Here is a 12,166-nt window from a genome sequence, read left to right as displayed (position 1 = left end):
GCACGGCCGCTCCAGCCGGCCGTGCGGACCCGGGTTCGTCGCTCGCGCCGACCCTCGCGAAATCGTCCGCGCTTGCTCAGTAGTCCTCGTGGGCGAACGGCAACAGGTCCGTGCGCAGCGCCGCGTCCAGGCGGGCCGCCGCGCCCGGCGTGTGCTCCACGACCAGTCCGGCCGCCACCAGGCGGGCCACCGGGGTGCCGCCGAGGTAGCAGGCCGCCAGTTCGGGTACGTCCAGGGTGAGTTCGGCCGGTGCCTCGGTCGGCGTGTAGGTCGCGCCCTCGGGGCCGGCGGTGAGGCGGAAGCGGCCGTCGTTGGCGGGTACCCCCGGGTCACGAACCGCCAGGACCACGTCGACGGGCGCCGCCCACGAGCGCGCGGTCAGCGCGGCGCGCACGTCCACCAGGCGCATCCACAACGCCGGGAACTGCTTGGTCACTCGCACCTGGTCCCGATCGGCCGCGAACAGCAGCAGCGGATCGTCCAAGGGCCGGACCCGGCCCACCACCTTGTCGGTCAGGTCGATCGAGGCCAGGTAGTCCCACAACGTGGCGGCCACAGGCGCGCTGTCGGCCTCCAGTTCGTGCACCTCGACCACCGGTGACGCACCGGTCACGGCCTCGACGTGGTAGACGACGTAACCGGCCGCGGCGGCGCCGGGCTCACCGAGAACCACGATCCGGACCGTACCCTCGTCGTCGTCATCGTCGAAGGCGAGCACATTCTTGGCCCACCACTCCTCGTCCCGGGCGAAGCGACCCGGGCGCAGCGCGCGGCCCGCCTCGTACACGGGTCCGAGCACGACCGGTGCCTTGGCCGCGTCGATCAGCCGCAACGGGCGCGGGTCCGGAGCGATGCGCAGGGCGAGCGGGCGTCGGCTGTCGATCTCCACGGTGCAGCCCTCGGTTCCGGGGGCGTAGCCGAAGCGGCCGTAGATCGCGTCCTCGGAGGCCCACAGGCAGGACAGCGCCCGGCCGGCCTGGGCGCACCGGCGCCACTGTTCGGCCATCATCCGCGCGAGCAGCCCGCGGCGCCGGTGGGTCGGCGCGACGGCCACGAAGTCCAGTCCTGCGCACGGCAGTTCACCGCCGGGCACGGACAGGGAGAAGCGGTGTGCGGCGATCTGGCCGACCAGGGTGTCGTCGTCGTACACCCCGATACGGTCGCATCTGCTCAGCGACTCGCGAAAGCGCTCGCGTTTCTCGTCCGATTCCTTCTCGTGGAAGGCCAGATCGGCGAGATCCAATATCTGGTCCAGGTGCTCTTCGGGGATCTCCCGGATGTCGAGACTCACCATCGTGACGCTAGTCGGGCCCGGGCGGCGTCGCCATCGGGTTTCGGCGGGTCCCTCGTCCGACGTCCCGTGGCCGGCTCGCGTTCGACCATCCCCCGCCACGAACGCCCCTGCCCGGCACCGAGATCGGCAACAGCTGGTGGATCTCCCCGCTCTGGTGCCCGGGCCTGGCGGTGCTCCGCTACTTCGTGCTCGACTATGCGATGGGGAAATCGAAATACGTGTCCGGATACGGTTCGTCGGTCAGCGTGTAATGCCACCACTCGCAGTCGTATGCGCTGAAACCGCAGGTCTCCATGAGGGTGCGGAGGTGCCGGCGGTTTCTCGCTTCGGCCTGCGTGATCCCTTGTGCTCCGTGATGCGAGATGGAATCCATCAAGTCATGGCCGCCGCCCATGGGGAGGATCTCGTGGGAAGCCAGATCGTAGAGCGTGAGGTCAACGGTGCTGCCCCGGCTGTGACCCGACTTGGCGGCCACATATCCCTGTTCGAACATCTCGGCCCGGCCGATGTTCGGATAGTGCCGCGCCTTCGTGCGGCCGTCCTCCGGCTGCTTTGACCAGCGTACGAAGCAGTCGACGGCGCGCTGCGGGCGATACCCGTCCCAAAGGAGCAGGCCGAAGCCCAGGGATTCGGCCTGCTCGCGCGCTCGTTCCAGTCCTTCGCACAGCACCCTGGTGCCGACGATCCGATTGGCCAGATATCCGTCCACGGGCTTGCCGGTGAAATTGTCCCAGGTGGCGTACTTGGCGTCCCAGCGCATTCCGGCTGTTCCGGACACGAGTTCGTCCACGAATACGAAGTCGTCCTTCATCGGCTCTTCCCCGTCAGGGCCAAGGACAGGATTCGGTCGAGCACTTCACCGAGCGGTATGCCTGCGGCCGCCATCATGCGGGGATAGCGGCTGTACGAGGTCATGCCGGGGAACGTGTTCACCTCGTTGAGGACCACCGCTCCATCCTCCTTGAGGAACAGGTCCACCCGTGCGAGACCGCTGCAACCCAAGGCGCGGTATACGGCCATGGCGGTCTCCTGGACGAGCACGCGTGACTCCGCAGGAATATCGGCCGGAACGATGGCCGTCGAGTTGTCGGAACCGGTTTCCGGCGCATCCTCCTGATGGATCCGGAAGAAGCCGTGGGAGAGGGCGATCCGGTCCACCTCGCCTGCCATCAGGTCGAGTTCGTTCCCCAGGATGGCGCAGCCGATCTCGCTGCCGACGACGGCCTCTTCGATCAGCACCTTCGCGTCATACTGCCGTGCGGTCTCCACCGCGCTCTGTAGTTCTTCTGCCCGGGACACCTTGGTGACGCCGAAAGAAGAGCCCGAACGCGCCGGCTTCACGAAGACCGGATAGGTGAGCAGGCCGGGATCGATGTTCTGGTCTCCAGCGATGATCCAGAAATTCGGCGTGGCGATTCCCGCGCTTGCGGCGACGGTGTAGGCAAGGGATTTGTCCATGCACAGTGCGGAACTCTGCACATCGCAGCCCACATAGGGGATGCCGGAGAGTTCGAGCAGCCCCTGCATCGCACCGTCCTCGCCGCGCTTGCCGTGCAGCACGGGCAGTACGACGTCCAGGGGGATCATCTCGTACCGCCCCGGCGCCTGCCCCTCGTCCCGGACAAGCAGTCCGTGCACGGTGCTGTCCGGCGACAGCGCGGCCTGACGGCAGTTTCCGTTCTCCCAGTCCGCGTCGGGGCCGTCGCAGAGCTTCCAGGCGCCGTCCTTCGTGATGCCGATATAGAACGGTTCGTACTTCTCGGCGTCGAGGTTCCGGGCGACCTCTTGTGCGGACTTGATGGAGATGGGGTGCTCTTCGGAACGTCCGCCGAATATGATGCCGACCTTCAGTTTATCCATGCCGGTTCCCGCTTTCGAATTTCAGGCAGTTGGTGAGGGAGTTTTCGACCATGTCACGCAGGGCGTGGTCCGTGTAGTAGGCGGTGTGCGGGCTGATGAGCACATTCGGCAGCTCGTGCAGCCGCAGCAGTGACTTGCTTTTCATGGACCTGGTTCGGTAATCGGCGTAGAAGATGCCTTCATCGCCCTCGACGACATCCAATGCCGCGCCGCCGAGTCTGCCGCTTTCCAGTGCCGATGCAAGGGCCTCGGTGTCGATGAGTGCCCCTCGTCCGGTATTGACGATCAGCGCGCCCTGTTTCATCTGCTCGATACGCTGCCGGTTCAGCAGATGATGCGTATCCGGGTTGAGCGGTGCATGCAGCGTGACCAGGTCGCTCTGCTGTAGCAAATCGTCGAGAGGAACGTATTCGGCGGAGATTTTGGGGCGATTGTCGTGGGCGAGTATGCGGCAACCGAAACCGCGCAGCCTGTCCGTGACCGCAGCGCCGATGCGTCCTGTGCCGATCACGCCGACGGTCAGATCGCGCAGTTCCTTGCCGCGCACTTCGTTCAGCCGGTAATCGTGGACATCCGCGCGCCGGATGATGGATTTCGCGTTGCGTACCGCCATCAGTATCAGCATCAGCGTGAAGTCGGCCACGCTGTCCGGCGAGTAGCTGACGTTTTCCACCGTGATGCCGATGCCGGCCGCGTATTCCACATCGATGTGGTTGCACCCGATGCTCCGCGTGGAGATATACGTCACGCCGACTTGGCCAAGCGCAAGAAGAGTGGTGTTGGCGATGGGAGTCTTGTGGCCGACACTGATGGATCGGCTTCCGGCTGCCAGCTCGATATTCGCTTCGGATACCGGTGCGTCCGCAATGGTTGGCGTCACACCGAAGCGTGGCGTCAGCTCTCGGAACAAGACGGCCTCATCGGGGCCGCACCCATAGACGGTGATGCGGGGTGGTTCGCTGTAGGTCATACGTACAGTCAAGGCGTCGTGGTGTTGCCGGAACGTATGTGGATTTCGATATGCCGGCGATACACCGCGGCGCATTGACTGGTGGCATGACGTACAAGGAATCAGCGTGATCCCCCTCAGCCTCGGCGAGATCGCCGCGATTGTCGGCGGGACGGTCGAGGGCGACGCGTCCGTGACGGTGACCGCGCCGGCCGTACTCGACGGCCGGCAGGCCGAGCCGGGCGGCCTCTTCGTCGCCTTCGCCGGTGAGCACGTCGACGGCCACGAATACGTCGGTCAGGCCGGCCGGGCCGGCGCGGTGGCCGTGCTCGGCTCCCGGCCCACGCTGCTGCCCACCGTCGTCGTCGAGGACGCTCGGGCCGCGCTGCAGGCGCTCGCCGCGCACGTCGTGGCCCGGCTGCGCGACGGCCTCACCGTCGTCGGGGTGACCGGTTCGCAGGGCAAGACCAGCACCAAGGACCTGCTGGCGGCCGTGCTTTCGAGCGCTGGGCCGACGGTCGCCACGATCGGCTCGCTCAACAACGAGCTCGGTGTGCCGCTCACCATGCTGCGCGCGGACGCGGCCACCCGGTTCCTCGTACTGGAGATGGGAGCCCGCCACATCGGCGACATCGCCGAGCTCACCGGCCTGGTCGCGCCCGACATCGGCGTCGTCCTCAACGTCGGCCAAGCGCACCTCGGCGAGTTCGGGTCACGCGCGGCCATCGCCGAAACCAAGGGCGAGCTGGTGCGGGGGCTCGCGCCCGGCGGCACCGCCGTACTCAACGCCGACGATCCCCGCGTGGACGCGATGCGCGCGCTCACCGACGGCCCCGTGCTGACCTTCGGCCGGGCGGAGCACGCCGACGTGACGATGCTCGGCCTGGATCTCGACGGGCTCGGCCGTCCGTCCTGCACGCTGCGGACCGCCGACGCCTGCACATCCGTCGCGTTGCCGCACGTGGGCGCCCACCAGGCGCTCAACGCGTCGGCCGCCGCGGCCGCGGGGCTGGCGGCCGGAGTACCTCTCGACCTGGCCGAGGCGGCGCTGGCCACCGCTCCCCTGTCTCAGTGGCGGATGGAGCTGCGCGTCCTCGCCGGCGGCGCGACGCTGCTCAACGACTCCTACAACGCCAACCCCGACTCGACCCGCGCCGCCCTGGACGCGCTGGCGGCGATCGAGGGTGGGCGCCGCATCGCCGTACTCGGCGAGATGCTCGAACTCGGCGACGCCAGTGCGGCCGAGCACCGTGCCATCGGGGAGTACGCCGCCGCCCGCGCCGACGTGGTGGCCGTGGTCGGCGAGGCCGCCCGGTCGATCGCCGACGGAGCGGGGGAGCGGGCGGTGGTGCTCGACGGCAACGGCGCGGCCGTCACCTGGTTGCGCGGCCACCTCGCCGCCGACGACGTGGTGCTCGTCAAGGCGTCCCGCGGGGCCCGCCTCGACGAAGTGGCCGCCCAGCTCACGTAATTGGGCCTCCCGTCCTGCTGTCGGTCGGGCCTACCGCCCGCGGCGCCTCATGTAGAGGTCGAAGGCCCGGTAGACCAACGGCCGCAGGGGCAGGTCCCACTCGCCCACGTACCTCACCGCCTGACCACCGGTGCCGACCTTGAACCGGATCAGCCCGACGTGCGGGTCGTCGGCGTCGAGGGTGGGGGTGATGCCGCGCAGGTCGTAGCAGTCGCAGCCGGCCGCGAGCGAGTCGCGGATCATCGCCCACTGGCAGGCGTTGGAGCCGCGCACCTCGCGCTTCTCGGTGGAGGAGGCGCCGTAGCAGTACACCGCGTGGGCACCGACGCGGACCAGGATCGTGGCGGCGACCAAGTCGTCCTGGTGGCGGGCCAGATAGAGCTTGATCCGCTCGGGATCCTCCGCGCTCAGCTCGGCGAACATGGTCTCGAAGTAGCCCGGCGGCCGGGGCGTGAAGCGGTCCCGCTCGGCGGTGTGGACGTAGAGGTCGTGGAACGCCTTCAGGCCCGCGCCGACCGTATCGACCGTGACCTCGACACCCTCCTTTGCCGCCTTCCTGATGTTGCGGCGCCACTGCTGGTTCATGCCTTTGAGGAGCTGCTCCTCGGTCCTGCCGGCCAGCGGAAGCTCGTACTTGAACTGCGGATGCCCGACCCCGAAGCCGTCCACAGGGCTCTGCGGCAGCCAGCCCGCACGCCTTAGCCGGCCGGCCACCTGGGCGCCGACCGGGTCGGACCACTGGCTGGGCACCTCGGTGAGCCGCTTGGTGCCCGGGTCGGCGACACCCTCCTTGACCTGGGCGGCGCTCCAGGTGTCCGTGCGCACCGGCGGGCCGAGCCGGATCCCGAACGCGCCGTGCGCCTTGAGATGAGCCGCCAGCGGGTCGAGCCACACGCCGAGATCGCCGGTCCAGTCGATGACCGGGCCCTCGGGCAGATAGGCCAGCGTGAACCGTTCGAGCTTCGGCACCGGGCGGTGCAGGACGAGCCCGGCACCGACCAGCTGTCCGCCGTCGAACCAGCCGAGGGACTCGCTGCGCCACTCGGTCTTCACACGGCCCCAGGCCGACGTCTGCAGGAAACTGGCCGACCGCTGGGACCGTACGAACGCCAAGTGCTCGGTGGTGCTGATCGGCCAGACGGTCAAAGGCCCGCCCGAGGCGCTTGCCCCCGAGTACCGCCGGGTTCCGGCTGCTGTGTGTACTGATTCGCTGTAGGACATGCCGCCAGTCAAGGCAATGCGGTGTTGCGGGCGCGTATGCGGTTTTCGATACGCCGGCGATATGTTCCGGAACTTTCGGTCCAGCCTGTTCCGGCACGTCCCGTACCGGGATGCGGTCACCAGCTGACGCGGGCCGCCACCGGCCGGTGGTCGCTCCCGGTGGCCGGCAGCACCCACGAACTCCGCGGCTCCACGCCCCGGGTGAGGATCTGGTCGATCCGTACCATCGGGAACTTCGCCGGCCAGCTGAAGCCGAAGCCGTTCCCGGCCGCGTCCTGGGCCGAGTGCAGCTGCGAGGTGATGCCGTCGAGCGCGCGGTCGTCCGTGGTGCCGTTCATGTCGCCGAGCAGCGCCACCCGCTTGTTCTGCTCGGCGGCGACGGCCTTGGCGAGCGCCTCGGCGTTCCTGTCCCGGCTCGCCGTCCGGAAGCCTCCCCTGGGATTCACGCGAACGGATCCCAGATGGGCCACATACACGGCCAGCGGCCCGTGGTCGGTGGCCACCGTGGCACGCAGCGCCCGGTTGTCGGCCAGCTTGACGTCGGCAGCCTTGGAGTCCCCCAGCGGCCCGACGTCCTGCGCGATGTCGACCGGCCGGATATCCGACAGCGGCAGCTTGCTCCACAGCCCGACCGTGCCCTGTACCGAGTGGTAGGGGTACGCCTTCGCCAGTTCCTTCTCGTACGTCGGCTTCGCCTGTGCGGTGATCTCCTCCAGGGCCAACAGGTCCGCGCCGGAGGCGGCCAGGTCGCGGGCGGTGCCGGCGGGGTCCGGGTTGTCGGCGTCGACGTTGTGGCCGACCACAGTGAGGTCGCCGCCCGGCCGTGACTTGTCGATGAGTAGCCCGCCGAAGAGGCTCACCCACGTCACGACCGGCAGCAGCAGCGCGACCACCGCGGAGGCGGACCGACGCCACAGTGCCCCGGCGAACAGCACCGGGATGAACACGCCGAACCACGGCAGGGTGGTCTCCACCAGACTGCCGATGTTCCCGATCCGGTTCGGTATCCGCGTATGCAGCAGCAGGAGCAGGCCGAGCAGTAGCGCCGGCGCCGCGAGCAACCGGCCGCGTTTCCACGGCCCCGGCCGGGACAGGCTGCCGATCGCCCGGTGGATGACCGAGCGCTTCACTGTGGTCTTGGTGGTCTCGGCGGTTTCGGCGTTCACGGCGGTCCCGGCGCGCCCCTCCGCTTCGACCCGCTGCCGCGCGTCCGCAACGTCTTGTCTTGCTTCACTCACTGATCAAGTTCCTGAACTACTCGGCTGAATGCGGTGCTGAGGCGGGCAGTTGAACGGCGATGCGCAGGCCGCCGTCGGCGCGCGGGGTGAGGGTGAGGGATCCGTCGTGTACGTGGACGATCCGCTGGACGATAGCCAGGCCGAGGCCGACCCCGGCGTGGTCGTTGTGGATGCGTTCGGTGCCGCGCTGAAACGGTTCGGTCAGGATCGAGACCAACTCTGGGGAGAGCTTCTCCCCGCTGTTCTCGACAGTGAGTACCACGCTCCCGGAGCGGACGCCGGTGCGGACCCACACCGAACCGCGTTCGGGCAGGTTGTGCACGATGGCGTTGTGCACGAGGTTCGTCGTCATCTGCAACAGCAGCGCCGGCGACCCGGAAGCCGTGGCGATGTCACCGGTGGTGTCGATGGCGACCCCGCGCTTCTCGGCGAGCGGGAGCAGTGTCTCGGCGGCCTCTTCCACGAGCAGGGACAGGTCGACGGGCTCCCGGGTGAAGGCCTGCTTATCGGCGCGGCTGAGCACGAGCAGCGCCTCGGTGAGGTCGATCGCCCGGGCGTTGACGACGCGAAGGCGCTCGACGAGCTCGTCGGTGTCGTGGTGCGGATCGTTGCGCGCCACGTCGAGAAGAGCCTGCGTGGTCGCCAGCGGCGTGCGCAGTTCATGCGAGGCGTTGGCGGCGAATCTCTGCTGCTCGGCGACGTGTGCTTCGAGCCGCTCCAGCATGATGTCGAAGGCATCGGCGAGTTCGCGGAACTCGTCCCCGCGACCCGGCAGCCGGATGCGGTGGGAGAGCGATCCGTTGGTGGCCATGCGGGTGGCGTCCGTGATGTGGGTCAGCGGAGCGAGCATGCGGCCGGCGAGGATCCACCCTCCCACGAGGCCGAACACCAGCAGGAATGCCAGTACTGCGGCTGCCCTCGGAGCGAATTCGTTCAGAAGAGCGGACCGGATGGGGAAAACACCGCCATTGAGCCTGTCATCGGGGTTGTAGAGCATCGCCCGGTCGGGGACGTACCTCAGGAGGAACACCCACACCGCCCCCATCAGCAGGGCGCCGGCCAGCATGAGGAATCCGGCGTAGCTGAGGGTGAGCTTGACGCGCACGCTCACGCCAGGCTGCCTAGCCACGGCTCTGCCCCTCGCGTCCGGTGCCGGGTGCGGTGTCGATGCGGTAGCCGACGCCTGGCACGGTGGCGATGATCCAGGGTTCGCCGAGCCGTTTGCGCAGGGCTGAGACGGTGATCCGTACGGCGTTGGTGAACGGGTCGGCGTTCTCGTCCCAGGCCCGCTCCAGCAGTTCCTCGGCGCTGACGACACCGCCCTCGGCGGCGATGAGGACTTCGAGTACGGCGAACTGCTTCCTCGTGAGCGCGACATAGCGGCCGTCGCGGTGGACCTCCCGGCGGAACGGGTCAAGCCGCAGACCCGCGATCTCCCGCACGGGCGGCCTGCTGTGCGCACGTCTGCGGTCAAGTGCCCTGAGCCTGAGCACGAGTTCCTGAAGTTCGAACGGCTTCGTGAGGTAGTCATCGGCGCCGAGCTCGAACCCGGTGGCCTTGTCGTCGAGACGGTCGGCAGCGGTGAGTATGAGGATCGGCATGCCACTACCGGAGGCGACGATGCTCTTGGCGACCTCGTCACCGCTGGGCCCGGGAATGTCCCGGTCGAGGACGGCGATGTCGTACGTATTGATACTCAGCAGTTCCAGCGCGGTATCGCCGTCACCTGCGATGTCCGCCGCGATGGCTTCCAGGCGCAGGCCATCGCAGATGGCCTGCGCCATATAGGGCTCGTCCTCGACGATCAACACACGCATACTCCGAGGCTACGAGCCCCGACATATCGTCGTCGTATCGAAAACCTCATACGGGACGGCGACATGCCGCGGCCTCGACCGCGGGCATGACCTTCAGGACCTTCAGCGAAAAGCCCCGCGCCGCGGACCGCCGTAACCGATCGACCCTCCTCGCGGCCCTTGCGATCGCCGGCCCGACGCTGCTCGGCGCTCTCGGCTGCCGGTCACCCAACTGCCGTGCGACCAGGTCCTGTTCGGCCGCGCTTCGCCGCGTCGGCCCCGCGTTCAGGGCAGCCGCGAGGACCGCGACGCCGAACCCGCCTGCCAGGTCGCGTCCGCGCGGGTCGGGCCTCGGCCCACGCCGATCGCCGCCAACGCCCCGAGCAGACCCAACACGATCAGCACGATGCCGGCGAGTACGGCCAACACCTTGGTACTCGTCACCGGGGCGGCGATCAGCACGATGCCCGCGACGATGTCCAGGCTCCCGAAGAACACCATCCAGCCCCGGCCGGGCAATCCGCCGGTGGCCGCCGCGCCCGCCAGTTCGGCGATGCCGCGCACGAGCCAGCCGATACCGATCCAGACGGCCAGCACGGTGACCGAGCGCGAGCCGCCGCCCAGACACAGGATGCCCAGCACCACCGACAGCAGGCCGCTGACGATCAGCACCACCCGCAGGCCGCCCGCGAACAGGCCACCCGCGCCCAGCGCGAGCTGCATCAGGCCGCTGACCAGCAAATACAAGCCGAACAGGATGGCGATCACGCGCACCGTCTGGGTCGGCCAGGCCAGCACGACCGCGCCGAGGATCACCGAGGCGAGCGCGAGCACGAGCAGTACGCGCGACACCCCCGACGACCCCCATGCGGATCCCGCCGACCGGTTCCCGAGGCCACGAGAGATCGGAGACATGTTTCCTCCCGGTGATCGACGCTCGCGCCCACCCGGATCCGGCGAGCGGCCCGCGTCCACTCCCGCCCACCGTCGCACGCACGCCACGAGCGCGCCTCCGCGTCGGCGCCCGCTCCCGCGATCCGCGGGACGAACAAGCCCGGGGCCGTAGCCGACGCGGGCGAAGCTCGCGACAGCACGCCCTACGGCGTCGGTGGCCCCCACGGCGCCGGCGGATGCGGCAGACGGCAGGAGGCGCAGCTGTACGTGGGTGCCGCCTGCGGCATCTGGCGAGTGGTCTCGGCCCACTCGCGCACCAGCGAATCGAACACCGGGGTCGCGCCCACGCCGACCGGCCACATCTGCCGCGGTGCCCCGGGCGCGCACCCGTACGACCCCGTCCCCGGGTCGGGCGGGCGCGTCACCGTCGAACTCGACTCGTCGTTCATGCCTCCTTGATAGTTCGGGGGCATGGCTCGCTCGGGGCATCGGCGTGCGTTCCACCCGATCGGATGACGGTTGCGCGCCCGAAGGTGTGGATGGCTCGGACCCGAGCCCGACCGGCGACCCCGATGCCGAGGTCGCCGGTCGGGTCCGGTCGTACCGCCACCGCCGGGTGCGGTCAGCTCCAGGTCGCGCCGGCGGGCTCCTGGATGGTGGTGTTGATGCGGTTGAAGAAGTTCGTCACCGAGATCATCAGGATGATCGCGGAGAGCTGCTGCTCGTCGAAGTGGTCGGCCACCTCGTCCCACAGCGCGTCCGACACGGCCTGCCCGGAATGGTCGGCCAGCCGCGTCGACGCCTCGGTCAGCGCCAACGCGGCGCGCTCGGCATCCGTGAAGAACGACGCCTCCCGCCAGGCGGCCACCGCGTGCAGCCGCTCGTCGCTCTCGCCGGACTTCTTCGCGCTCGTCACACCGGCGAACACACAGGCGCCGCAGCCGTTGATCTGGCTGGCGCGCAGGTGGACCAGCTCCAGGATCTGCGGCTGCACACCGCCCGCGTACATCGCCTTGTAGATGTTCTGGATCCCCTTCATCGCGTCGGGCAGCACCATCGCGGGGTTCTTCATCCGAGCGGTCATGACGTCTCCTCCAGTGTGTGGGCGAGCCGGTCGGCGATGCCGTTCCGGCCCTGCGGGGTCCTACACAGCACTGACGGAGCAACCCGCGAACGTGTGACAGGGAACGGGAGGAATCTTTCGACCGCGGTCGTCAGCCGAGGACCTTGACCGCCTGGTAGTACGTCCAGGCCGTGCCGTTGCACGTGGTGCGGGTCGCCCCGCCGTACGGCGACACGTGCCGGACGCGCACCCGAGACGAGGGCCGGATGGAGAACTTCGGCGACGTCCGGGCGCGGCGCCGCGCTCGGAGTCGCCGCCGCGCCCGGCGTGTGCTCCACGACCAGTCCGGCCGCCACCAGGCGGGCCCGATCGGAAGAGCC

Annotated in this window: 12 protein-coding genes and 1 pseudogene; 1 reads left to right on the top strand and 12 read right to left on the bottom strand. The window is 69.0% G+C overall.

Annotation, left to right across the window (positions count from 1 at the left end):
* Positions 1–76: 76 nt before the first annotated feature.
* From ABZS54_RS38905 to ABZS54_RS38890, 4 genes are all read right to left on the bottom strand, one after another.
* On the bottom strand, positions 77–1,294 hold the full coding sequence (locus ABZS54_RS38905) for a GNAT family N-acetyltransferase (RefSeq protein ID WP_355546963.1): 1,218 nt from the start codon (positions 1,292–1,294) through the stop codon (positions 77–79).
* Between the two features lie 193 nt (positions 1,295–1,487).
* On the bottom strand, positions 1,488–2,105 hold the full coding sequence (gene vanX / locus ABZS54_RS38900; RefSeq protein WP_355546961.1) for a D-Ala-D-Ala dipeptidase VanX: 618 nt from the start codon (positions 2,103–2,105) through the stop codon (positions 1,488–1,490).
* Entirely contained in the window at positions 2,102–3,154 is a 1,053-nt protein-coding gene (gene vanA, locus ABZS54_RS38895) for a D-alanine--(R)-lactate ligase (RefSeq protein ID WP_355546959.1), read from the bottom strand. Before vanA ends, vanX begins: the two co-directional genes overlap by 4 nt.
* Positions 3,147–4,124 (bottom strand): D-isomer specific 2-hydroxyacid dehydrogenase family protein, encoded by a 978-nt coding sequence (locus tag ABZS54_RS38890; RefSeq protein WP_355546957.1) that lies wholly within the window; start codon positions 4,122–4,124, stop codon positions 3,147–3,149. Before ABZS54_RS38890 ends, vanA begins: the two co-directional genes overlap by 8 nt.
* A 106-nt stretch (positions 4,125–4,230) precedes the next feature.
* On the opposite strand from ABZS54_RS38890, the gene murF reads away from it, so the two are divergent.
* Entirely contained in the window at positions 4,231–5,574 is a 1,344-nt protein-coding gene (gene murF, locus ABZS54_RS38885) for a UDP-N-acetylmuramoyl-tripeptide--D-alanyl-D-alanine ligase (RefSeq protein ID WP_355546955.1), read from the top strand.
* A 30-nt stretch (positions 5,575–5,604) separates the two neighbouring features.
* Here murF and ABZS54_RS38880 read toward each other — a convergent pair whose 3' ends face one another.
* The 8 genes and pseudogenes from ABZS54_RS38880 to ABZS54_RS38845 all read right to left on the bottom strand — a co-directional run.
* Positions 5,605–6,795 (bottom strand): peptidoglycan bridge formation glycyltransferase FemA/FemB family protein, encoded by a 1,191-nt coding sequence (locus ABZS54_RS38880; protein ID WP_355546953.1) that lies wholly within the window; start codon positions 6,793–6,795, stop codon positions 5,605–5,607.
* Positions 6,796–6,911: 116 nt separating this feature from the next.
* The gene (locus tag ABZS54_RS38875) at positions 6,912–7,898 is read right to left on the bottom strand and encodes an endonuclease/exonuclease/phosphatase family protein (RefSeq protein ID WP_355546965.1); all 987 of its coding nucleotides are present in this window, start codon (positions 7,896–7,898) and stop codon (positions 6,912–6,914) included.
* 151 nt (positions 7,899–8,049) lie between these two features.
* Entirely contained in the window at positions 8,050–9,144 is a 1,095-nt protein-coding gene (locus ABZS54_RS38870; RefSeq protein ID WP_355546951.1) for a HAMP domain-containing sensor histidine kinase, read from the bottom strand.
* A gap of 10 nt (positions 9,145–9,154) precedes the next feature.
* A complete protein-coding gene (locus ABZS54_RS38865; RefSeq protein ID WP_355546949.1) occupies positions 9,155–9,850 on the bottom strand; it encodes a response regulator transcription factor in 696 nt (231 codons plus the stop codon).
* A gap of 264 nt (positions 9,851–10,114) precedes the next feature.
* Positions 10,115–10,681 carry a DUF308 domain-containing protein gene (locus ABZS54_RS38860; RefSeq protein WP_355546947.1) on the bottom strand — a complete coding sequence of 189 codons (567 nt, stop codon included), beginning with the start codon at positions 10,679–10,681 and terminating at the stop codon, positions 10,115–10,117.
* A 245-nt stretch (positions 10,682–10,926) separates the two neighbouring features.
* Positions 10,927–11,172 carry a hypothetical protein gene (locus ABZS54_RS38855; RefSeq protein ID WP_355546945.1) on the bottom strand — a complete coding sequence of 82 codons (246 nt, stop codon included), beginning with the start codon at positions 11,170–11,172 and terminating at the stop codon, positions 10,927–10,929.
* Positions 11,173–11,345: 173 nt separating this feature from the next.
* Positions 11,346–11,807: a carboxymuconolactone decarboxylase family protein gene (locus tag ABZS54_RS38850; protein ID WP_355546943.1), complete on the bottom strand. Its 462-nt coding sequence runs from the start codon at positions 11,805–11,807 to the stop codon at positions 11,346–11,348.
* A gap of 130 nt (positions 11,808–11,937) precedes the next feature.
* A pseudogene (locus ABZS54_RS38845) lies at positions 11,938–12,166 on the bottom strand (hypothetical protein); the annotation flags it as partial.

This window comes from Embleya sp. NPDC005575, assembly GCF_040605455.1.
Lineage (GTDB): Bacteria > Actinomycetota > Actinomycetes > Streptomycetales > Streptomycetaceae > Embleya.
The sequence above is the reverse complement of the archived record's forward strand: the minus strand, read 5'-3'. Positions and strand labels throughout refer to the sequence as shown.

Excerpts from the sequence above, each read along its gene's own strand:
- vanA (WP_355546959.1), bottom strand. The coding sequence starts at position 3,154 with ATGGATAAACTGAAGGTCGGCATCATATTCGGCGGACGTTCCGAAGAG.
- ABZS54_RS38880 (WP_355546953.1), bottom strand. The coding sequence starts at position 6,795 with ATGTCCTACAGCGAATCAGTACACACAGCAGCCGGAACCCGGCGGTAC.
- ABZS54_RS38890 (WP_355546957.1), bottom strand. The coding sequence starts at position 4,124 with ATGACCTACAGCGAACCACCCCGCATCACCGTCTATGGGTGCGGCCCC.
- ABZS54_RS38905 (WP_355546963.1), bottom strand. The coding sequence starts at position 1,294 with ATGGTGAGTCTCGACATCCGGGAGATCCCCGAAGAGCACCTGGACCAG.
- ABZS54_RS38865 (WP_355546949.1), bottom strand. The coding sequence starts at position 9,850 with ATGCGTGTGTTGATCGTCGAGGACGAGCCCTATATGGCGCAGGCCATC.
- vanX (WP_355546961.1), bottom strand. The coding sequence starts at position 2,105 with ATGAAGGACGACTTCGTATTCGTGGACGAACTCGTGTCCGGAACAGCC.
- ABZS54_RS38850 (WP_355546943.1), bottom strand. The coding sequence starts at position 11,807 with ATGACCGCTCGGATGAAGAACCCCGCGATGGTGCTGCCCGACGCGATG.
- ABZS54_RS38855 (WP_355546945.1), bottom strand. The coding sequence starts at position 11,172 with ATGAACGACGAGTCGAGTTCGACGGTGACGCGCCCGCCCGACCCGGGG.